A 20,189-nucleotide genomic window follows, 5' to 3' on the forward strand; every position below is an offset into this window, starting at 1 on the left:
GGTGTCTGTGTTTTATTTTACAGATTTATGAAAAATTCATGGTTTGACCGCTGATCCTTTATATGAACCCGTTCATTAAAATAGATTTCTTTTTCATTCATCAATATGATGGTAGAGCTTCTCGTCCCGTATCCCTCGCTTTTAATGAACATCGGTGACAGCAATCGCTCCCACTCCAGTGAGACTCCTGTCGATGGCAATAATTGATCAGGAGCCGGGTCAGCATTTTCCAAATGAGCAAATAACCTATCAACCAAATCTGGATGCTCTCCAGAAATGATGGTGGCAAGTCCCGCCTTCCCCCGCTCTACTTTTGGCCAATCCGTATTAAGCAAGTGGTTGCTGACACCATGAATGCCAGGCTCAATTTCTTGCAAGGGGCCTCCGCGGTTGGAATAATAATAAAGCTCCTCCAAATTTCCTGTTAAAAGATTATAACCCGGATATTCATGACTGCGATCGGCCAACTCATGTAAATAGTCCTTCGGTGTATCTGTCCCTTTTAGAAAATCAGCAACCAGCTCCCCTCGTGTTCTTTTTCCAGCAGTGATTTCACTTGGGTCACGATAATTGGTCAGGGCAGCAAACTTGCCTGAGGTAGTCACCCCCATCCATGTGCCCATTTTTTCAAGATCCCTCCCGCCGAGCAGTTCTGGTGCATCTTCCCAAAAATCCGCCGGCGCCGTATCACGGGCATATGCTTCATCTCTATTAGCAGCGATAATCAGCTTATACTTCGGATGCGCTTTGTAGGCAAATAAAATCAAACACATGATTCATCACAGCTTTCCGTTCATTTTCCTCTATTATAACTCAAAGCAAAAAAGAGAAGGACCGGGTCCCTCTCTTTTCTCATTTTATAAAAGCATACCTGCCATTGCTGCACTTAATAATGATGCAAGCATACCTGCGATGACAGCTCGAACACCCATGCGAGCGATGTCTCCGCGGCGATTTGGAGCAAGACTTCCAAGACCGCCAAGCAAGATTCCCATTGAAGATACGTTTGCGAATCCACAAAGTGCAAAGCTGATGATTGCTACTGTTTTAGCAGATAATTGTTCAATTTGTGGTGCAAATGAAGAGTAAGCTACAAATTCATTCAAGATTAACTTTTGACCAATGAATCCGCCGGCTTTCACAGCCTCATCCCAAGGTACGCCGATAGCAAAAGCAAGTGGTGCGAATACAAAGCCAAGGATTGTTTCAAGAGTGATGTTTCCAGCTCCGAAGAATCCGCCAACGAATCCAAGCAGCCCATTGATCAAGGCAATCAATGCAATGAAGGCTAGCAACATGGCACCGATATTCAATGCCAACTGAAGACCCGTGCTCGCTCCCTTAGCGGCAGCATCAATCACATTAACTGAATCTGTATCTTTTTCCATTCTTAGTTCATCAGATGACTCAGACTTTTCTGTTTCCGGAATCATGATTTTAGCCATGATCAAACCTGCCGGCGCAGCCATGAAGCTTGCTGCAAGAAGGTATTCTAACGGAACACCCAATAAGGAATAACCAATCAATACGGAACCTGCAACAGAAGCCAAGCCCCCAACCATGATGGCAAAAAGCTCTGACTGCGTCATTTTCGCGATGTAAGGCTTAACAACAAGTGGTGCTTCTGTCTGGCCTACGAAAATGTTAGCAGCAGCAGAAAGTGATTCAGCCTTGCTCGTTCCCAGTAATTTAGAAAGTGCTCCACCCAGGATCTTGATGATTACTTGCATGATTCCCAGGTAGTAAAGTACAGAAATTAAAGAAGAGAAGAAAATAACAACTGTCAATACTTGGAAAGCGAAAACAAAGCCAATATTTTCGGCCTGGAACAATCCGCCGAAAAGGAATTGCACACCAGCATCTGTATAGTTGACGATTTCATTGACACCAAGTGAAAGCTTTTTCAGTAAAAGCTTACCTGTTTCCCATTTTAATACTAAGAACGCGAAAATGAATTGGATTGCCAACCCGCCAAGGATCGTCCTTAAATTAATGGATTTTTTGTTATTCGAGAAAATAAATGCAATTCCCAAAACGACAGCAATCCCTATTAAACCCCATAAGATATTCATTGTTGACCCACCTCTTGTTGTAATATTTGCTGAAATGTTGTTAACGTTTACAAATGTCATGAAAAAATTTTCAATAAAACGTTTACATTTGTTTATCTCAAACTTTCTATAGCAAATATATCAGAACTAAAGAACTTTTGTAAATAAGTTTTTGAACAAATGTAAAATGAAATTTATCCCTTTTCATCATTTCGACAAAAATACCCGCAAGGCCTAAACCTATCGGGTATTTGTTTGTATATATGGCTTTTACTCTATTCACTGAATTCTTACTTATCTAACAAGAATTTTGCAGTGAATTGGTCCGTTACAAGTACATTTGTATACTTCCCCTTTAAAGCTCCATAAATACCATCTATTTTGTGGGCTCCGCCTGCAACCAATACTGAATATTTTTTCGATTTTAACTCTTCAAGTTCTATCCCCAAAGTTCTCGCATCCAGATTTTCGTTGCAAACCTTCCCATCTTTATCAAAAAAACGCGAACAAATATCGCCTACGGCTTTTGAATATATGACTTGCAGATCTTCTTCTGTAAAGTACCCCAGCTGGAACAATAAAGATTCAGACTTTATCGGGCCGATTGTATAGACTGCAATGTTCGATTGCTTCCCCATCTCCAGGATCTTTTTGATATGCCTGTCGGCTTCCATTGCCTGTTTTACCACGACATGGTCAACGATCGCCGGCAACGGGAGATGATGAGGTGCACTGTTGAAGGCCTTGCCGAATAAATACAGGATTTCATTCGCGTACGTATTCGTCTCAGAATGGCTGACTCCGCCCTTCAACTGGACGACCTTGACATTCTTGCACGGCTTCTGCTTAAGTTCGAGTGCGACATGATAAAGCGTCGTTCCCCAAGTGACACCGATAACATCATCATGGTCAACCACTTCATTCAAAAAAGCTGCTGCCTTCTCACCAAGATATGTTTTGATTACACTGTCCTCATATTGCGGAATATGGGTGACGATTGCCTTTTTCAACCCAAACTTTTGTTCAAGTTGCGCTGACAAATTCTCTACATCCTCTGTCGGGTCCATGATTCTGATATCGACGATCCCCTCCTGCTTTGCGATCTGCAGGAACCTTGATACTGTCGGCCTCGATACTCCCAACTCTCTGGCAATATCATTCTGGTTATAATCAAGTAAATAATAAAGCTTTGCTGCCTCGATTATTTTTAATAATTTTTCTTTTTCCATTCGTGATCACCCTTGGAAATGACTTAAAATCAATACATTCATTTTATCAAAAAATCCAAATGAAAACATTTACATTTTAAAAAAGAACAAAATGTTCATAAATACCCAGTGTTTTACATATGTCCATTTTCACCAGAACACTTATAAAGACCATAAAAGTCTAGAAAGGAGAAAAAAGAAAGGGATTGGTACTAACCCAATCCCTTTCCATTAAGATTATTTAATAATCGCTATAACTGATTGAGCATACTTCCGAACCAGGGCAATCTTTTCTTCCTCGTTTAATAAATGAAAGGGGATATCATTCTTGAAGATAATTTGGCTGACGAAAATCCCACCAAGATGCCTTGCAACAAGGCCTGTATCAACTATTTGGCCCATATTCTCGAAATGCAGCGCCAAACCCTTTTCAAGACTTGAAAAGATCATGTTAGGCAAATCAACTTCTTCATCCAAATTCCCCATCAAGCTTTCAGATATAAGCATTTTTACCATAGGTGCGTTCCTTGATAATGTACCTAATCTATTATCAATAATCTTTATCAAAAAAGCTTCAGTATCCTCTGTATTTGCCATCCTGGCAATTTGCGAATTAAATTGTCTTTCCAGAACATTCTTGATGACTGTAACAAACAGGTTTTGCTTATTGGTGAATTTCCGAAACAATGTTACCTCAGCTACTTCTGCTTCCTTTGCAATCTCCTGTGTTGTAGCCTGCAGTCCTTTTTTTATAAAAACCTTCATTGCTGCATTCAAGATCTGTTCCGTTTTGTCCCTCATTCTGCCACCCCTAGTTTACTGGTAATTCTTTCTCTCTTACATGTCTTATTTTCACAAAACGGTCAAGAATAATCAAGATGGCAGGCATGACTACCATTGTACTGAACAGTGCCAGGGATATATTTATTAAAGTCATCAAGCCGAAGTTGCTCAAGATGACAAAATCGGAAATTAGCAACGCGCTGAAACCTCCGATCGTTGTAAAGGCTGATGCGAGGATTGCCTTTCCTATTTTTCGATTCGAGATCATGATGGCATCCTTGCTGTTTCTGCCTTTATCCCGTTCTTCATAAAAACGCTCCATGATCAGGATGGTGAACTCTGTGCCAATTCCGATAATCAACGCTCCCAGTGTGGCAGTCAAAGGAGTATATTTTATCTCAAGTAAATACATGGCTCCACCTGACCACCCCACAATCAGGGCAATAGGGAGCAATGGTATGAATGCTTTGACTGGATCGCGGTATACAAAAAGCAAGCCAAAGAATACAAGCCCCATCCCGAGTAAGGTCATTTTATACCTGCCAGTAGTCAATGCGGTAACCATCTCAACATCCAGCACTGCTTTTCCGGTAACCGTTGTTTCGACACCGTTTAATTCTTCCGCCTTTAAATAGTGAATCAAGTCATCAATGAAACCCTTGAGTTCCTCTGCCTCTAGGTGCTCTATATTCAAAGTGATGACACCTCTTGTTTCTTCTTCATTAATCAACAGCTTTTTCTGGTCCGTTGGCATCTCAGTCAAATATTCCTCTAACTCTTGAGTTTCAGGCAATTCCCCATCATTCATCTGTCGAAGTGCAGTTGTAACTGAACGTGAATCTATTACGGTTTCTGGAAATTCACTTTCAACTGTTCTGCTAATCCCATCTACCCACTCCAATATTTCTGCAGATGACACATCATCAGCTTCATAAACAACCGAAATTGAATCTGTACTGCCGAGAATTTCTCTTAATTTATGAATATCCTTTAACTCCTGTGTATCCTGAGGCATAAACTTTTCAACATCTGTTTCGACCCCAGCTTGTAAATCAGCCCAAATACCAAGCCCTGCTGATAGGAATGCAGCAAAAATGATGAGCCACTTCAGCGAAATTAGTTTATTTGTAAACCAATTAAATAACCTGTCTCCCTTCTTATTTTTAAATTTTAATTGTTTCTTTTTAATCCTTTCTCTTTTGAAAAAGTGATCTCTAGTGAATAAAATCGGAATTAATATAAATACTCCTACTATAAAGCTGATGATCATTCCTACTGTCAGCATCTTGCCAAAGTCCTGGATCATCGGTACAGGAGATGTGTATAGAGCAATAAACCCAAGCCCTGTAGCAATCAAAGCTGTCAAAACCGCTGGCACCATTTTCGTTAATGTCTGATTTAGGGCCTTGTTTGGTTTGTTATTCATGGCCATCCTCCTCTTCTGCCATTTCTTCTGAATACCTGTTTTGGAACTGAATTGCATAATCAATGCCAAGACCTATGAGAATCGGGAACACTGCCATAGAAACCATTGTTATTGGAATCTGAACCCAGCCCATTAAGCCAACCGTACCAATGACTGCTATTAAAATGATGCCTAACGGAAGTAAGCGCCAACTTACATTAAAGATGAAAAATAAAATGATGACCATGAATAATATAGATAGCATCATCATTTTCTTCATGCTCTCCTTCATTGATGAACGGATTGCATCATCCAAAACTGGCTTACCGGAAACCATAGTATCTGTTGACTCTATTTGATTTTCATTCAAATATGACTTAACCGTTTTTGAAATTTCACTTTTAACATCATCCGAAACATTCCCGCCAAATTTCACGATCATGATCATGGTTTGTTCATCTATGATGACTTCATTAAGTATGTCTCTCCTCTTGCCATTATCATCATAAACGATGTATTCCAGAGTTTCCTGCTTTACAGGCAATCCTGGTTTCAATGTATCAGAGTAATCATTCATCATGATTAAATTTTCACTGATACCAACCAGGTTTTTGCCCATCTCTATCAGACCTTTACTGAGCTCCTTCAGATCTTCAGTTTGCTTTGCCCTTTCTGTCTGCAAGTTTACTAATTGTCCTTGCTGCTTTGATAATCCACCTTCAATACCTTTCAGCCCCTTGATTGCTTGTTCTGAAACATTCGGCAAAGCTGCGGATTTCTCTGCTCCCTGCAGCATATTTTCAGAAAGCTGGATCAGCTGGTTACTCATTGTATTTATCTGTTCTGCCTGCTGTTTCTCTTGCGGATCATTTGTATCGTATTTTGAAGCCAATGCTCCTAGTTTCAATCCAGCTTCCTTTGTATAAGTTCCAAACCGGGAATAACCACTAACGAGGTTGGTTGTTCCGTCCTTAAGCTTCTCCTGGCCTTTAATCATTTTATTTACTCCCTGATTAAGTTCCTCCATTTGCCCTTCAATATTTGGCAGCTGGCTGCCTCCGGAAGCATTGGCTTCCATCTTCTCCCCGACTTCTATTAATTTCCCTCCCATGTCATTCAAGCCACCGGAAATTTCCACTATCCCCTCTTTATATTGATCAGCTTGCTTAGACGAAATTTCTTCAACCAGAAAAACAGGACTCATAACACTATAAACCTCTTCATGAGTATTAAGAAACGTTCCAAGCCTTTTCATATGCTCCAGCCTTTCAACAGTAAGCACGTCTTCATCATCCGTTGCTTCATAAACGATGATGATGGATTCTCCCCCGAACTCTTCTTCAAGCTGCTGGTTACTTTTATAAACCATTGATTCAGTGCTTACCAGTGTCTCATTCCCCGTAGCCATTTGAACGTTACTTGCCCCTGCAGCTAAAAGCACAACAGCCATTATCGTTAATAAAACTATTTTTACCGGGTGTTTTGACATCAATAAACCAAGTATTTTTAGCATCTTCCTTCCCCTCCTGAATCATTGAATGTAAGTAATTACTTACATAAAGTATAATCAGCCTCCGTCATTATGTAAAGAACAAATTAGAAAAGCGGAGGAGACTGTTCTACTCCGACAAGCGCTGGAGTGCCGACCAGTGAAGTCGTTCTTTGACTTCATTGGCAGGACCGAAGCGTATCGAGCAGTTAGGAGCCGCAGCTGGACTTGCGACTCGAGCTACTCAAAGCTAACTCTTCTCGCAAGATACTCGGGGAAGTCTAATCAGGATGAAAACTGGATAGGTGCTGGAGCTGGACAATTCTCGAAGTGAAAATTCACATTTTCTTGTCCTGTTAAAAAAGGAGCCATCCCATAAATTGGAATGACTCCTTACATCATTATTAAGGCTTGCGTTTAGGAATTTTTCCAATTCCCAGTTCTTTCGCTTCTTTATTCAAAGCTTTAATTAGACTCAGTGCCATTAATGCCATAATGATGGAGAACGGCAATGCAGCTACGATCATTGTATTTTGCAGTGCTTGCAGCCCGCCAGAGTACAGCAATACTAAAGAAATTGCCGCCAGCATGATTCCCCAGGTGAATTTAATTCTATTTCCTGGTGTCAGTGATCCATTCGTTGTCATCATTCCCAAAACGAATGTGCCTGAATCTGCTGAAGTAATGAAGAATGTGCCGACTAGAATCATTGCCAGGATGGACAATAATGAACTCATTGGATAGTTGGCGAACACGCCAAAGAGTGATTCTTCGGTGGCTAATTCTGAAATCTTCGCAATCCCTTCATGCTCAAGCATGATCGCTGAGCCCCCGAAAGCAGAAAACCATAGGAAGCCGATCAGAGAAGGTACGAGTAGTACACCAAATACAAACTCTCGGATCGTCCGCCCTTTAGAAACTCGAGCTATAAAAATCCCTACAAATGGTGCCCATGCAATCCACCATGCCCAATAGAAAATGGTCCAGCCGTTAATCCATGAACGGACATCTTCATTTAGAGGCGCAATGCGGAAGCTCATTGTCGGCAGATTTTGAAGGTATGTACCAATTGTGTTGGTAAAGAGGTTCAGGATAAACTGAGTGGGTCCCAAAAGCACCATGGCCGCTAGCAATAACCCAGCAAGTATCATGTTTACGTTGCTTAAAATCTTGATACCTTTTCCAAGTCCTGTCCAGGCAGATATCATGAACAATACTGTTACGATCAGGACAATAAATAATTGAGTTACGAAACCAGTAGGTATTCCAAATAGGTAAGAAAGCCCACCGTTAATTTGTACAGCTCCAAATCCTAAAGTCGTTGCCACCCCAATTACAGTCGCGACAACCGAAATTACATCAACCACTTTTCCAGCTGTTCCATTCGTCCTGTCGCCTAAAATTGGGCCGAGAGTAGCACTAATCAATCCTGGCTTCCCATGACGGAAATTGAAATAAGCAAGAACTAGGGCAACAATTCCATAAATGGCCCACGCATGGATACCCCAGTGGAAAAACGTGAACCTCATTGAATCACGGATAGCCTGGTCAGACCCTGCCTCCACTCCAGTTGGTGTCGAAACCATATAATGGCTGATAGGTTCAGCAGTGCCCCAGAAAACCAGCCCTATCCCCATACCAGCGCTGAAAAGCATCGCATACCATGTCAGAGTAGAAAACTCAGGACGGTCATCCTGCCTCCCGAGTCTGATCTTTCCCAGTGGACTGATCAGGAAATACAAACAAACAATTACAATAGCAGATACAAGAATTAAATAATACCAGCCAAAAGAATCAGTAATGAATGCCTGGATATTGGCTGTAACTGACTCAAGTTTATCTGGAACAAACACACCGAAAAGAACCATCAATAACAAAATTCCAGTCGATATGAAAAAAACAGATGAATCCTTTTTCATCAAAAAACTCCCTTCGTTAACTTTGCACTTTAATACCCTAACATAAATTAGTGTTTTTTTAAAAAGATTGTACTCATAACAGAGATAGTATTACCGGTTACAGCCATAAAAATGATTGTTCAAATCATTTTTTTCTAAAGCTCCACTTTCAGTTTCAACTACTGCATTCCCCCATATTCTTACCCAAAAACCTAAAGTAATGGAGTTTCTTTGATTGATACCCACATAGACCTAAGATGTTTTTTATGTATGTTCTCCGATAATAGCTTTTTCGCACTGTTTGTTGGCTTTCAAAAGAACTAACATCAAAATCCTAATAGGCATCTCATATCGAGGAGAATTCTGAACTGGAAAATGTATAGGTACCAATAAAATTTCCCTTTTGGTTGTACAAGCCAAAAAGTTTATGCCAAAAAATTTCCAATATCATTCTATTAGTCTATTGAAACCTTGTCGAATTTTGATTAAACTTGTTAGAGATACTCACTTGAAGGAGAAATGTTAGGAGAAGATATTTTGGATAAGAAGATATTTATTAGATCATTGTCAATTGGAGGCATCTTCTTGGCCACCTATCTGGGGGCGGAGAATTTACGATCAGTTGAAAATCCAACAGCAAAAACACAAGCTGCAATTGCACCCAAAATTACCCGAACAGACGCTCATTCTGTAACTAAAAATATTATTGATAAAGAAGTTCTCGAGAATTTCATCAATACTGAAGAGAAAAAAATGATTGAAGGTGTCCCGCACATCAGTCAACTTCCAGAATTACAACGCGGTTGTGAAGTAACTAGCTTAACTATGCTGTTGCAATATGAAGGAATTCCAGCCGATAAGATGACACTGGCTAAGCAGATACATAAAATTCCCTTCCGCGACGCAAATTATGTTCGCGGCAATCCATATGATGGCTTCGTAGGCGATATCTATACATTCAGCAAATCAGGATATGGCGTTTATCACGGCCCTGTAGCAAATCTTGCAGAGAATTATCTGCCAGGGAAAATCAAGGACATAACCGGAAAATCAATTGATGCTGTATATGATATGATCGACAATGGCTCGCCAGTGTGGGTCATCACAAACTCCACCTTCGCACCGCTTCCCGAATCGGAGTTTACTATTTGGCAGACAAATACGGGAAACGTAAAGATCACTTACAGAGAACATAGTGTGGTGATTGTCGGCTATGACGAGGAATTTATATACGTAAACGACCCTCTTGCCAGCGATGCCTATAAAGCCGTCCCCCGGAAACCATTCGAAAATGCCTGGGTACAGATGGGCAGCCAAGCGATTGGAATTGAAAAATAATAGATTGCTAATATAAGAGTTTTTTACACAGAAAAATCGGCAGGAGCTCTATCCTGCCGATTTTTGATTAAGCATACATCTTATTTTCTTCTTGTTTGAAAAAGCTCTTCATCGCGTGGAATACGTCAGCCTTCTGCTTGAGGATATAGTAACGGAAGTTTTCGTCTTTAATGTTTTTATACGCGGACATTAGGGTCGAGTGGCGGTTGTACTGATTGACTTCTCCGTAACCGAACATATTGGAGACCTTCATCAGTTCTTCTACTAACTTCACACAGCGGGCATTGTCGGAGGTCAGGTTATCACCATCGGAAAAATGGAATGGGTAGATGTTGAACTTGCTTGGGTTGTATTTTAGATCAATAAGTTCTAATGCTTTTCGATATGCGGATGAACAAATGGTACCTCCGCTTTCCCCTTTTGAGAAAAAGTCTTCCTCGGAAACTACCTTTGCTTCTGTATGGTGGGCGATAAATTCGATTTCAACTGTTTCATACTTGGAACGAAGGAAACGCGTCATCCAGAAGAAAAAGCTCCTCGCCATATATTTTTCCCACAGTCCCATACTTCCGCTTGTATCCATCATAGCAAGCACAACAGCTTTTGAATCCGGCTTCACAACTTCATTCCACGTCTTGAATTTAAGGTCTTCCTTGTAAATAGGGTGGAATGATGGTTTCCCGGTCATTGCGTTCCGTTTATAAGCCGACATCATTGTCCGCTTTTTATCAATATTACCCATCAATCCAGTCTTCCTGATATCGTTGAATTCAATATTTTCAACGAGGTGCTCCTGTTCTTCCTTCTTCTTGAGATTCGGAAGCTCTAACTCTTTGAATAACGCTTCCTCAATCTCCATCATTGATACTTCTGCTTCATAATAGTCTTCTCCGGCTTGGTCTCCTGCACCTTGCCCTTTCCCTGGGCCCTGTTGCTGCCCGGAGCCATCACGGGCTACGACATCGCCAACTTTACTGTCTCCATCCCCCTGGCCGACATGTTTGTTCTTATCATAGTTATAACGGATTTTGTACTCATCCAGTGACCTTATCGGAATCTTTACGACATCCCTGCCGTTGGACATGATAATATTCTCTTCGGTGATCAAATCAGGCAGATTGCTCTTAATTGCTTCCTGCACCTTTTCCTGATGGCGCTGTTGGTCATCATGTCCTTTGCGGTGGAGGGACCAATCTTCCTGGGAAATCACAAACTGGTGACTGCTTTCATCGGTCATTTTCAACCCCTCCTTTGAAATTTTCATTTTGACAGTAACACAATACAGCCTACTTTCATACAATATCCCGATGGACTTTACCTAATGGGAACTGTAATTACTCTATCTTATGCAGGAAGACAAAATAATTTACAAATAATTTTGACAATTAGCCTTTTCACCTATGGATGGACAAGCCCATTTTATCTTGAAACTCCTTTAGGCATTATTGTCCCTTGTTACAGAAGCTAAGGTGTAAGTTCTTTTACAGGGCAGGTCCGTTCGCCTCCTAAATTGCTTTGGATTTGGAGCATTATATATTATGGAGAAGCTAGAAATCACGATGCGTTGTTATGACCTCAAAAAAAATAACCTCTGCTTTAGCAGCAAAGGTTATTTTTTTTCATTCGCTTTATCAAATTGAATCGGATCTGGTACTTTATCGTAGTCCTCTTTCAAGACTTCACCTGTGCGTCGGTGCTCCATTTGCTTGCCCAGATCTTCTATTTCTTCTTCATTACGCGCCATTGAACTATTTTTAGGGACATAGTCTTTCGGCAAATCTTTTTTAGTCATATTAATCACCTCTTGCCTGTACTATTCCCGCTTTCAGGTACTTATAAACTAAAAGGACCTGCAATCTGCAGGTCCTCACAATCTATCTGTTTAACAGGCTTCCGACATACCGCAGCAATTCATTGGCTGAGGTAGAGTTATAACCATGCTCATCAATCAGTCTTGCGACTACATTATTGATTTTCTTTAGCTGGGTCTCATCTGGAGTCTTTGATGAAGTCGTGATCTTGACGACATCCTTCAAGTCAGCAAATAGCTTTTTCTGTATTGCTTCACGCAGGCGGTCATGCGAATTATAATCAAACCTCTTGCCTTTACGCGCATAGGCAGAAATCCTGATTAAGATCTCTTCACGGAACGCTTTCTTCGCATTTTCGGAAATGCCAATCTGTTCCTCAATCGAGCGCATAAGCTTCTCATCCGGATTGATTTCCTCACCAGTCAGCTGATCACGCATCTTCGCCTTATTGCAATACGCCTCAACATTATCAAGGTAATTCTCCATAAGAGTTTTCGCTGATTCTTCGTATGAATAGACGAATGCCTTTTGTACCTCTTTTTTCGCGATATCATCGTATTCCTTGCGCGCAATAGAAATATAGTTCAGGTAACGCTCTCTTGTCTCCGCCGTAATGGATGGGTGCTGGTCAAGGCCTTCCTTAAGTGATCTCAGCACGTCTAAAGCATTTATCGTTTTAACTTCCTTCCTGATGATTGTCGAAGAAATCCTGTTAATGACATAACGAGGGTCAATCCCGCTCATTCCCTCATCTTGATGCTCTTTTTTCATTTCTTCCACATCAGCTCTGTTGTAGCCTTCGACACTCTCTCCATCATAGAGCCTCATCTTCTTGATCAGGTCAATATCACCCTTTTTTGGATCCTTCAGGCGGGTAAGAATCGTGAACATCGCAGCAACCCTCAGAGTATGCGGAGCGATATGGACATCGTTTACATCACTTTCCCTAATCATTTTGTCATAGATTTTCTCTTCATCAGAAACTTTTAAGTTATACGGAATCGGCATCACGATAATACGGGAATGCAGGGCTTCGTTCTTTTTATTGGAAATAAACGAACGGTATTCCGTTTCATTCGTATGCGCAACAATCAATTCATCCGCACTGATCAATGCGAATCTTCCCGCTTTGAAATTACCTTCCTGCGTCAGGCTGAGCAAGTGCCAGAGGAATTTCTCATCACACTTCAGCATTTCCTGGAACTCCATCATCCCCCGGTTTGCTTTGTTCAGCTCGCCATCAAATCGGTATGCACGCGGATCGGATTCAGATCCATATTCCGCGATGGTAGAGAAGTCAATGCTGCCTGTCAAATCCGCTATATCCTGGGATTTTGGATCGGATGGACTGAATGTTCCGATACCCGTCCGCTTATCCTCGGAGAAGAAGATCCGTTCCACGATGACATCTTCTATCCTGCCGCCATATTCCTGTTCGAGTCTCATCATATTCAGCGGCGACAGATTGCCTTCAATCCGGATGCCATATTCATCATAAAAATCTTTTCGCAAATGATGTGGAATCATATGCAGCGGGTCTTCATGCATCGGGCAGCCCTTAATTGCAAAAACTGCTCCCCTGTCTGTATGAGAATAAGCTTCCAGCCCTCTTTTCAGCATCGTGACGAGAGTCGACTTACCTCCGCTTACTGGACCCATCAACAGAAGGATCCTCTTCCTGACATCCAGTCTTTTCGCAGCCGGGTGAAAATACTCCTCGACCAGCCTTTCCAATGCTTCCTCAAGCCCAAACAACTGTGCATTAAAGAAGGAATAGCGCTTCTTCCCTTTTTCGTTTTCAATTCCAGCATCTTTGATCATATTATACACCCGCGAATGTGCCGATTGAGCAACCCATGGCTGTTCCTTTACAATTTCAAGATACTCCCTGAACGTCCCTTCCCACTTCAGCTTCTCTTCATCCTGGCGATACATCTCAATCTTTTTTAAAATATCCATATGGACCTCCCCATCTAGCGTTATCAAGAGACGATTAATAAATTCTATGCAGCAAACAATTTGAACATGCGTAAACGTTCCGTCTGGATGATTGTCCTTTTTTACTTTCATAGGGAAAAAATAAGCCCATCCTTCACAGTAGCGAAATAATAGGATATAATGAATTCTATATGGACAAAACGAATAAAAGGGAGGCTTACATACATGAAACTAATTCTAATTATAGGCGTAACTATTGCTTTTCTAGCTGCTATTTTCACGGGTGGTTACGATGATAAGCCGGGGATCACGAAAAAATAAAAAGCTGCCGATTGGCAGCTTTTTTACTTTTCCATCATTATTTTTTATTCAATTTTTGATTCTCCACAAACTCCTTCATGTACAGCCTTGATTTGCGCCCAAGCATTTTTGCCATCTGACCCGTCCAGGTATCCTCACGCTTCCCGCCGGTTCTTTCCCGGTAGTATTCAGAAGTAGTTGTATTATAATCGCGGAGCTGATTTTCAAACAATCCTCGATCTTGTTGGTACTCATTTTCCATATATACATGCTCGAGCGGTAGACGCGGCTTCACGTCCGTTTCCTGGTCAGGATACCCCACAGCCATGCCAAACAGTGGAATAACATATTCAGGTGTCTTTAATACTTCCTTTACCGCCTCGAGGTCGTTCCGAATTCCGCCAATATAGCAAATCCCAAGCCCCATCGATTCAGCCGCAATTGCCGCATTCTGTGCAGCTAAAGCAGCATCAATCAGTGCGACCATGAATTTTTCCGTGCTTTCAATCGAATCTTGTACCTCTGCACTTTCCAAGTCACCGACTACCTTATGGCGATGAAGGTCCGCACAAAATACAAAGAAGTGGCCATTTGCCGCTACATAAGCCTGATTACCGGCCAATTCAGCCAGCTTGTCCTTTTTTTCCTGATCTGTTACCCCGATTATTGAATATGCCTGGATAAAGCTCGAAGTAGATGCTGCCTGGGCACTTTTCACGATTGCTTCCACTTGCTCCCGATCCAGCGATTGATCCGTAAAACGCCTGATCGAACGATGTTGTAATAGTGTCTCAATTACCTGATTCATGTTATTAACAACCCCTTCTGGATTATGTTTAGCCTGGAAAAGCCACGCTTCCTACAAAGTATCAAAATACCAGCAGGCAGATATTCATGCCAAAAAGGAGACCTGAAAAGGCCTCCTAGTATTTACGCAAATCGCGATAGTCCTGCTGTCTAAGTGCTTCATAAATCAAAATGGCAGCCGTGTTAGACAGGTTTAATGAACGGATATTCTCATTCATAGGCAGCCTCAGACATGTCTCCATATTTTTTTCAATCACTTCTTCAGGAAGTCCTGTCGTCTCTCTGCCGAAGATAAAAAAGAAATCCTTTTCGATCGCACTATAATCAAAATCAGAATGCGCCTTTTTGCCAAATTTGGTTACGTAAAAGAATTCTCCACCCTCGTTCTGTTGATAAAAGTCCTCGAGAGAATCATAATAATGAATTTTCACATGCTCCCAGTAATCCAAACCCGCCCTCTTCAACATCTTGTCATCCGTTGAAAATCCCAACGGCCTGATTAAGTGAAGCTCGGTATCGGTACCTGCGCATGTGCGCGCTATATTGCCAGTATTTGCTGGAATGAGCGGCTGGTATAATACAACATGCAATGCCATGACTTTCACCTCTAATAAAAACTACAGCTATTATACCATTACCCTTCTGCACAGCAAAAGAATTGGAGCCGTACTAATCCCGGAAAGTAATTAATAATCATCATAATCATCAGTAATCGTTAAGAACTTGTATTTAATATTCGGGGTATAGGCGGTCGAATCTTCATATGCCCAATATCTCATCCTGCTGTTATACGTATGGGCATTGACCAGCGGCATTCCATCCGCGTCATGTCCCGTAACAATTGTGGTATGGTCGAAACGTCCATCCCCCTGGAAATCATAGCAAATGACATCCCCAAGTTTCAGCTTTTCAGCACCGTTGACTTCTCTTCCCCTCAACCCCAGCTTGGATCCTGGGATATACCAGCGCATTGCATTGGCGACCGACCAGCTGAAGCTCCAATTATCATTCTGCATCCACCAGCCATTGCTTCGGTTTGGGTACCCGCGCATCGGCCCTCCGCCCTGATGAAGGCATTGCGAGATATAGTTGGTACAGTCGACCTCGAACTTCTTATATGCAGGATTGAAGTCATTCCACCATCTTTCCGCATACTGGACGGCCTTCAGCCTGTCATATTTGAAACCCTTCCTCTCCTGAGCTCCCTCCTGCTGTGCAAAAGCAGGCAACGCTTCTTCACTGCCATGGGAATCTCTGAATTCGTTCAGCTTTTCATCCATTACCAGGACGCCCTTGTAAAATTCAGCCTGCCTCTTCTCCACTTCTTCCTCCATGTAAAATAGTCTCCGTTGCTTAATCAAATATTGAAAATGAACCTCATATAAAACCGAGGCATTTTCCTTATCTTCAATCTTCTCTATTACTCTGCCATTTGCCTTTGCTTTTACAATTTCAGCAGATCTACTGGCAAAACTCTGCTTTTTAATCTCTATACTGGGACACTCGTGCAGTTGATTTCGCGGCATTGATACACATTGAAGGACACGCTGTTCCAGCAGTTCCTGCAATTGTTCACGCATGTTCATCTCTCCCTTCACCAATCATATTTATGAAGCGTTCCAGGATTTCACGCATAAAAAAAGAATGGATTTAACAAAATCCATTCTTCTTACACAGTTACATTTGGCTCTGAGTTATCTTTAAAAAACTCCAGTCCCTTACTGATCTCATTTAGTACTTCCTCATCCTTCTCAACAGCAGATGCCCTTTTCAATGCGTCTAGCGCATCAGAGCCTCCAATCTTGCCAAGCGCCCATGCTGCCGTTCCCCTAAGAACAGGTCTTGGGTCATCCTGCATTACCTTAATCAATTCAGGAATTGCTGTATCATCCTTATAATGCGCAAGGGCAATGATCGCATTGCGCTGGATAGGCTTCTTGCCTCGCCAGGAACCGGACACATGTCCGAACTTTTCTTTGAAATCACGGTTGCTCATCGTCAGTAAAGGTTTCAGAAGGGGCTTCGCAATTTCAGGGTCTGGCTCCATTTCTTCATGGAAATGAAAGTCCTTCCCCTTATTCTCGGGACAAACTGTCTGGCAAGTATCACAGCCATATATACGGTTGCCCAGTTTTTCCCGGAACTCGTCCGCCAAAAAGCCCTTAGTCTGTGTCACGAAGGCAATACATTTTTGTGCATCAAGCTGTCCGCCCTGTATAAGGGCACCGGTCGGACAAACATCCACACACTTGTTGCAGCTTCCACAGCGATCCTCCATAGGGGTATCAGGCTCAAAAGGGATATTCGTAATCATTTCACCCAAATAGACGTATGATCCAAACTCAGGTGTGATAATCGAACAGTTTTTTCCGCTCCAGCCGATCCCTGCCCGTTCGGCAACTGCTCTGTCCACTAGTTCACCTGTGTCAACCATTGACTTGAACCTGGCTTCAGGCACCTTCAAAGCAATATATTCCTCCAGTTTTTTCAGCCTGTCCCTGAGGACCACGTGGTAATCAGTTCCCCATGATGCACGGCAGAAGATTCCCCGCCGTTCCCCCTTCTTACTGACAACTCTCGTCTTCATCTTTGAAGGATAAGCGAGTGCAATCGAGATGATCGATTTAGGACGGTCAAAAATCAGGCCAGGCTCCGTTCTCTTCTCAATATCTTTCTCCTCAAACCCCGATTGATATTGGAGTTCCTGCTGCCTGTATAACCTGACCTTCATTTCTTCAAAAGCTGAAGGAGCTGCAAAACCAATTTTATCGATCCCAATTGTTTTGCAGTAGGCGATGATATCCTGCTTCAAACTTGCTGTATCCATTTGCGGATTCCTCCTTTCCATTTTGATATCTATATTGAATCCATAAATTTAAAAGCAAATTACTTTTATGATAAACTATTTTAAAGCAGATTTGGAGGTGGAATCAATGGAAATTCAAGTTTCCAGGGCGATATGTGATCTCATTCCCGGATTCACAGTCGGGATTATTGAATATAAAAACGTACAGGTAGGCAAGTCTCCGCAAATGTTAAAAGGCAGACTTCAGCTTTTCCAGGAATCAATCTACTTCGACCTTCTGGAAAAAAACGTAACCGAGCTTGAAGGCATCAAAGAATGGCGAGGAATTTTCAAAACAACGGGGAAGGACCCTAATCGCTATAGACACTCGGCCGAAGCCCTCTACCGCAGGGTCGCAAAGCAGAATTACCTTCAATCCATACATAGTGCGATAGATTTGAATAATTTCTTCTCGCTAGAATATCAAATTCCAATAGGAGTTTATGACAGTGACAAGCTGATAGGGAATGTATCGATTAAAATCGGAGAAGAAAGCGAAGAATACAAAGGGCTAAATGGAAGAACCAATAACCTTGCCAACTTAATCACCTCTGCAGATGAACAAGGACCATTCGGCAGCCCATTTGTCGATTCAGGAAGGTCAGCCGTAACAGAAGAAACGAAAAATGCTCTGCAGATTGTATATTTAAGACCCTCAACTACACCCGAGAGCATGCAAAAAATGACACAATCATTAATGAACATGTTTACCCAAATCCATGGTGGATCTGGGACATATAAAATCAAAGGATGCTGATGCATCCTTTTTTTACATTCATAAGAGCAATATGATCTTGAACTAAGAACTCCTCGTTTTATCGTCACATTCTGAGCCTTAACGTGACCTTGAACTGGGAACATCTCATTTATCGTCACATTATCCTAGGATGTAAGAGATCGACTGATAACCAACTAAATAAGGAAAACTTCTGATTTAAATTTGAGTCACCATGGACACATGCGAAGTAAGAGACTTATCTCAATTTAATACTAGACTCAGTTTCATCGAACTGCTCACCTTATCAAGACATTAGAAAAAACGCAGCATATCGTTTACTGGAAACGACATACTGCGTTAGTTACGTATGTATGGAGCGGGTGAAGGGAATCGAACCCTCATCATCAGCTTGGAAGGCTGAGGTTTTACCACTAAACTACACCCGCATACATATCTCTATGAAATAAAGAAAACAGGAGATCCTGTTTATAATAAGAGTGGTACCGGTGGTCGGGGTCGAACCGACACTCCAGAAGGAACACGATTTTGAGTCGTGCGCGTCTGCCAATTCCGCCACACCGGCATATTAAGATGTTCTTACTTTCTGCTGCCACTAATGATCTAGTGGAGGCGGCAACCGGATTTGAACCGGTGAATAAAGGTTTTGCAGACCTTTGCCTTACCACTTGGCTATGCCGCCATATGTTTTTGGAGCGGAAGACGGGATTCGAACCCGCGACCCCAACCTTGGCAAGGTTGTATTCTACCACTGAACTACTTCCGCAAAAAATGGCTGGGCTAGCTGGATTCGAACCAACGCATGTCGCAGTCAAAGTGCGATGCCTTACCGCTTGGCTATAGCCCAATATATTGTATGCTCTTATTATTACATTTGTGAATTATAATGGGGCGACTGATGGGAATCGAACCCACGAATGCCTGAACCACAATCAGGTGCGTTAACCACTTCGCCACAATCGCCATTATAAAATTGGCAGGGGTAGTAGGAATCGAACCCACACCAAAGGTTTTGGAGACCTTCGTTCTACCTTTAAACTATACCCCTATATTAAGTGGTGGAGGGGGACGGATTCGAACCGCCGAACCCTGAGGGAGCGGATTTACAGTCCGCCGCGTTTAGCCACTTCGCTACCCCTCCACTATAACATCTTTTTTGATGTTAAAAAAGCCATTTTATTAAATTACCTAGAAAACCAAGTATTGTATATATGGTGGCTAAGGACGGAATCGAACCGCCGACACAAGGATTTTCAGTCCTTTGCTCTACCGACTGAGCTACTGAGCCACGATAGTATTGTTGCCTAAAGTTTGTTAGGCTTGTGTCCTTTGCTCGAATGACTTTCGGTCTTTCTCACAGATTGCCGCAGAAGCTTATTCAGGAAGTGAGCAATCTGCTCTACCGACTGAGCTACTGAGCCACTATGATACTAATAATTAAAATGGCGGTCCCGACCGGGATCGAACCGGCGATCTCCTGCGTGACAGGCAGGCATGTTAACCGCTACACCACGGGACCATTATGTAGAAAAGATGAATTATTGCGGGGGCAGGATTTGAACCTGCGACCTTCGGGTTAT

General features: G+C 42.1%; 17 protein-coding genes and 10 tRNA genes. 3 read left to right on the forward strand and 24 right to left on the reverse strand.

Annotated features, from left to right (window positions below; translation table 11 throughout):
* Positions 1-17: 17 nt before the first annotated feature.
* The 6 genes from ACH0QE_RS10420 to ACH0QE_RS10445 all read right to left on the reverse strand — a co-directional run bounded on the left by ACH0QE_RS10420 (position 18) and on the right by ACH0QE_RS10445 (position 6,960).
* On the reverse strand, positions 18-773 hold the full coding sequence (locus ACH0QE_RS10420) for an NRDE family protein (RefSeq protein ID WP_415800620.1): 756 nt from the start codon (positions 771-773) through the stop codon (positions 18-20).
* An 84-nt stretch (positions 774-857) separates the two neighbouring features.
* Positions 858-2,072, reverse strand: coding sequence for a NupC/NupG family nucleoside CNT transporter (locus ACH0QE_RS10425; protein ID WP_415800621.1), 1,215 nt, complete (start codon positions 2,070-2,072; stop codon positions 858-860).
* A gap of 269 nt (positions 2,073-2,341) precedes the next feature.
* On the reverse strand, positions 2,342-3,280 hold the full coding sequence (locus ACH0QE_RS10430) for a sugar-binding transcriptional regulator (RefSeq protein ID WP_415800622.1): 939 nt from the start codon (positions 3,278-3,280) through the stop codon (positions 2,342-2,344).
* Between the two features lie 216 nt (positions 3,281-3,496).
* A complete protein-coding gene (locus tag ACH0QE_RS10435) occupies positions 3,497-4,060 on the reverse strand; it encodes a TetR/AcrR family transcriptional regulator (protein WP_415800623.1) in 564 nt (187 codons plus the stop codon).
* A gap of 10 nt (positions 4,061-4,070) precedes the next feature.
* On the reverse strand, positions 4,071-5,468 hold the full coding sequence (locus ACH0QE_RS10440) for an efflux RND transporter permease subunit (RefSeq protein WP_415800624.1): 1,398 nt from the start codon (positions 5,466-5,468) through the stop codon (positions 4,071-4,073).
* Positions 5,461-6,960 (reverse strand): MMPL family transporter, encoded by a 1,500-nt coding sequence (locus ACH0QE_RS10445; protein WP_415800625.1) that lies wholly within the window; start codon positions 6,958-6,960, stop codon positions 5,461-5,463. Before ACH0QE_RS10445 ends, ACH0QE_RS10440 begins: the two co-directional genes overlap by 8 nt.
* Before the next feature lie 136 nt (positions 6,961-7,096).
* On the opposite strand from ACH0QE_RS10445, the gene ACH0QE_RS10450 reads away from it, so the two are divergent.
* Positions 7,097-7,270 (forward strand): hypothetical protein, encoded by a 174-nt coding sequence (locus ACH0QE_RS10450; protein ID WP_415800626.1) that lies wholly within the window; start codon positions 7,097-7,099, stop codon positions 7,268-7,270.
* 70 nt (positions 7,271-7,340) lie between these two features.
* Here the strand turns inward: ACH0QE_RS10450 and ACH0QE_RS10455 are convergent, their stop codons facing one another.
* Complete coding sequence (locus tag ACH0QE_RS10455) at positions 7,341-8,855, reverse strand: glycine betaine uptake BCCT transporter (protein ID WP_415800627.1); 1,515 nt, start codon at positions 8,853-8,855, stop codon at positions 7,341-7,343.
* 645 nt (positions 8,856-9,500) lie between these two features.
* Between ACH0QE_RS10455 and ACH0QE_RS10460 the strand changes: the two genes are divergently transcribed.
* Complete coding sequence (locus ACH0QE_RS10460) at positions 9,501-10,172, forward strand: C39 family peptidase (protein WP_415800638.1); 672 nt, start codon at positions 9,501-9,503, stop codon at positions 10,170-10,172.
* A gap of 67 nt (positions 10,173-10,239) precedes the next feature.
* On the opposite strand, the gene yhbH is transcribed toward ACH0QE_RS10460, so the two are convergent.
* The 7 genes from yhbH to queG all read right to left on the reverse strand — a co-directional run bounded on the left by yhbH (position 10,240) and on the right by queG (position 17,855).
* Entirely contained in the window at positions 10,240-11,409 is a 1,170-nt protein-coding gene (gene yhbH, locus ACH0QE_RS10465) for a sporulation protein YhbH (protein WP_415800628.1), read from the reverse strand.
* Between the two features lie 372 nt (positions 11,410-11,781).
* On the reverse strand, positions 11,782-11,964 hold the full coding sequence (locus ACH0QE_RS10470) for a hypothetical protein (protein WP_041968142.1): 183 nt from the start codon (positions 11,962-11,964) through the stop codon (positions 11,782-11,784).
* 82 nt (positions 11,965-12,046) lie between these two features.
* The gene (locus ACH0QE_RS10475) at positions 12,047-13,942 is read right to left on the reverse strand and encodes a PrkA family serine protein kinase (protein WP_415800629.1); all 1,896 of its coding nucleotides are present in this window, start codon (positions 13,940-13,942) and stop codon (positions 12,047-12,049) included.
* 337 nt (positions 13,943-14,279) lie between these two features.
* Positions 14,280-15,029 (reverse strand): oxygen-insensitive NADPH nitroreductase, encoded by a 750-nt coding sequence (nfsA, locus tag ACH0QE_RS10480; RefSeq protein WP_415800630.1) that lies wholly within the window; start codon positions 15,027-15,029, stop codon positions 14,280-14,282.
* 115 nt (positions 15,030-15,144) lie between these two features.
* Positions 15,145-15,624 (reverse strand): tRNA (uridine(34)/cytosine(34)/5-carboxymethylaminomethyluridine(34)-2'-O)-methyltransferase TrmL, encoded by a 480-nt coding sequence (trmL, locus tag ACH0QE_RS10485; protein ID WP_415800631.1) that lies wholly within the window; start codon positions 15,622-15,624, stop codon positions 15,145-15,147.
* Positions 15,625-15,714: 90 nt separating this feature from the next.
* A complete protein-coding gene (locus ACH0QE_RS10490; protein ID WP_415800632.1) occupies positions 15,715-16,608 on the reverse strand; it encodes an amidase domain-containing protein in 894 nt (297 codons plus the stop codon).
* A gap of 89 nt (positions 16,609-16,697) precedes the next feature.
* The gene (gene queG, locus ACH0QE_RS10495) at positions 16,698-17,855 is read right to left on the reverse strand and encodes a tRNA epoxyqueuosine(34) reductase QueG (RefSeq protein WP_415800633.1); all 1,158 of its coding nucleotides are present in this window, start codon (positions 17,853-17,855) and stop codon (positions 16,698-16,700) included.
* Positions 17,856-17,961: 106 nt separating this feature from the next.
* On the opposite strand from queG, the gene ACH0QE_RS10500 reads away from it, so the two are divergent.
* The gene (locus ACH0QE_RS10500) at positions 17,962-18,630 is read left to right on the forward strand and encodes a B3/B4 domain-containing protein (RefSeq protein ID WP_415800634.1); all 669 of its coding nucleotides are present in this window, start codon (positions 17,962-17,964) and stop codon (positions 18,628-18,630) included.
* Positions 18,631-18,963: 333 nt separating this feature from the next.
* Here ACH0QE_RS10500 and ACH0QE_RS10505 read toward each other — a convergent pair.
* The 10 genes from ACH0QE_RS10505 to ACH0QE_RS10550 form a co-directional block, all read right to left on the reverse strand.
* Positions 18,964-19,037, reverse strand: a tRNA-Gly gene (locus tag ACH0QE_RS10505).
* A gap of 52 nt (positions 19,038-19,089) precedes the next feature.
* Positions 19,090-19,174, reverse strand: a tRNA-Leu gene (locus ACH0QE_RS10510).
* A 42-nt stretch (positions 19,175-19,216) separates the two neighbouring features.
* Positions 19,217-19,291: transfer RNA gene (locus tag ACH0QE_RS10515), tRNA-Cys, on the reverse strand.
* Positions 19,292-19,300: 9 nt separating this feature from the next.
* Positions 19,301-19,375: transfer RNA gene (locus ACH0QE_RS10520), tRNA-Gly, on the reverse strand.
* A gap of 6 nt (positions 19,376-19,381) precedes the next feature.
* Positions 19,382-19,456: transfer RNA gene (locus ACH0QE_RS10525), tRNA-Gln, on the reverse strand.
* A 40-nt stretch (positions 19,457-19,496) separates the two neighbouring features.
* Positions 19,497-19,572 (reverse strand) — tRNA-His (locus tag ACH0QE_RS10530).
* A gap of 11 nt (positions 19,573-19,583) precedes the next feature.
* Positions 19,584-19,657 (reverse strand) — tRNA-Trp (locus tag ACH0QE_RS10535).
* A gap of 8 nt (positions 19,658-19,665) precedes the next feature.
* Positions 19,666-19,750, reverse strand: a tRNA-Tyr gene (locus ACH0QE_RS10540).
* 71 nt (positions 19,751-19,821) lie between these two features.
* Positions 19,822-19,897: transfer RNA gene (locus ACH0QE_RS10545), tRNA-Phe, on the reverse strand.
* A gap of 155 nt (positions 19,898-20,052) precedes the next feature.
* Positions 20,053-20,128, reverse strand: a tRNA-Asp gene (locus ACH0QE_RS10550).
* Between the last annotated feature and the right edge of the window lie 61 nt (positions 20,129-20,189).

Origin of the sequence: Mesobacillus sp. (genome assembly GCF_047739415.1) — a bacterium.
Classification (GTDB): Bacteria; Bacillota; Bacilli; order Bacillales; family Cytobacillaceae; genus Mesobacillus.

What these genes read in the sequence shown, in the direction of transcription:
- ACH0QE_RS10425 (WP_415800621.1), bottom strand. Translation starts at nt 2,072, where the DNA reads ATGAATATCTTATGGGGTTTAATAGGGATTGCTGTCGTTTTGGGAATT.
- trmL (WP_415800631.1), bottom strand. Translation starts at nt 15,624, where the DNA reads ATGGCATTGCATGTTGTATTATACCAGCCGCTCATTCCAGCAAATACT.
- queG (WP_415800633.1), bottom strand. Translation starts at nt 17,855, where the DNA reads ATGGATACAGCAAGTTTGAAGCAGGATATCATCGCCTACTGCAAAACA.
- ACH0QE_RS10445 (WP_415800625.1), bottom strand. Translation starts at nt 6,960, where the DNA reads ATGCTAAAAATACTTGGTTTATTGATGTCAAAACACCCGGTAAAAATA.
- ACH0QE_RS10420 (WP_415800620.1), bottom strand. Translation starts at nt 773, where the DNA reads ATGTGTTTGATTTTATTTGCCTACAAAGCGCATCCGAAGTATAAGCTG.
- ACH0QE_RS10455 (WP_415800627.1), bottom strand. Translation starts at nt 8,855, where the DNA reads ATGAAAAAGGATTCATCTGTTTTTTTCATATCGACTGGAATTTTGTTA.
- ACH0QE_RS10475 (WP_415800629.1), bottom strand. Translation starts at nt 13,942, where the DNA reads ATGGATATTTTAAAAAAGATTGAGATGTATCGCCAGGATGAAGAGAAG.
- ACH0QE_RS10430 (WP_415800622.1), bottom strand. Translation starts at nt 3,280, where the DNA reads ATGGAAAAAGAAAAATTATTAAAAATAATCGAGGCAGCAAAGCTTTAT.
- ACH0QE_RS10435 (WP_415800623.1), bottom strand. Translation starts at nt 4,060, where the DNA reads ATGAGGGACAAAACGGAACAGATCTTGAATGCAGCAATGAAGGTTTTT.
- ACH0QE_RS10500 (WP_415800634.1), top strand. Translation starts at nt 17,962, where the DNA reads ATGGAAATTCAAGTTTCCAGGGCGATATGTGATCTCATTCCCGGATTC.
- ACH0QE_RS10490 (WP_415800632.1), bottom strand. Translation starts at nt 16,608, where the DNA reads ATGCGTGAACAATTGCAGGAACTGCTGGAACAGCGTGTCCTTCAATGT.
- ACH0QE_RS10440 (WP_415800624.1), bottom strand. Translation starts at nt 5,468, where the DNA reads ATGAATAACAAACCAAACAAGGCCCTAAATCAGACATTAACGAAAATG.
- nfsA (WP_415800630.1), bottom strand. Translation starts at nt 15,029, where the DNA reads ATGAATCAGGTAATTGAGACACTATTACAACATCGTTCGATCAGGCGT.
- yhbH (WP_415800628.1), bottom strand. Translation starts at nt 11,409, where the DNA reads ATGACCGATGAAAGCAGTCACCAGTTTGTGATTTCCCAGGAAGATTGG.
- ACH0QE_RS10470 (WP_041968142.1), bottom strand. Translation starts at nt 11,964, where the DNA reads ATGACTAAAAAAGATTTGCCGAAAGACTATGTCCCTAAAAATAGTTCA.